The following is a 272-nucleotide window of genomic DNA, read 5'->3' on the forward strand; positions in this document are numbered from 1 at the left end:
CATCTTCGGACACAATTCCCGGTTTGTGGGACATTGAGCTTAAGAAATTCACCACGGCGCTGTGGCGAATTTGCACTCCTTTGGGTCGTCCGGTGGAACCACTTGTGTAAATGGCATAAGCCAAGTTCTCGCCGCTGACGTTGCTGTTGGGGTTGGACGAGTTGTACTGGTTGGGGGAATATGAGTCCAAGTAGACAATATGCCCATGCACGTCGGGTACAAGGTCTGCTAAGTGTTGTTGTGTCAGTAGCACTTCTACACGGGCATCTTCT

Annotated in this window: 1 protein-coding gene; it reads right to left on the reverse strand. The window is 50.7% G+C overall.

Annotated elements, in window-relative coordinates; translation table 11 throughout:
- Positions 1-272 (reverse strand): AMP-binding protein (locus AABK37_RS42540; protein ID WP_432557290.1); only part of this gene is annotated, 272 nt, incomplete at both ends.

Source organism: Tolypothrix sp. VBCCA 56010, assembly GCF_050875635.1.
In the GTDB taxonomy this organism is placed as follows: Bacteria; Cyanobacteriota; Cyanobacteriia; order Cyanobacteriales; family Nostocaceae; genus Hassallia.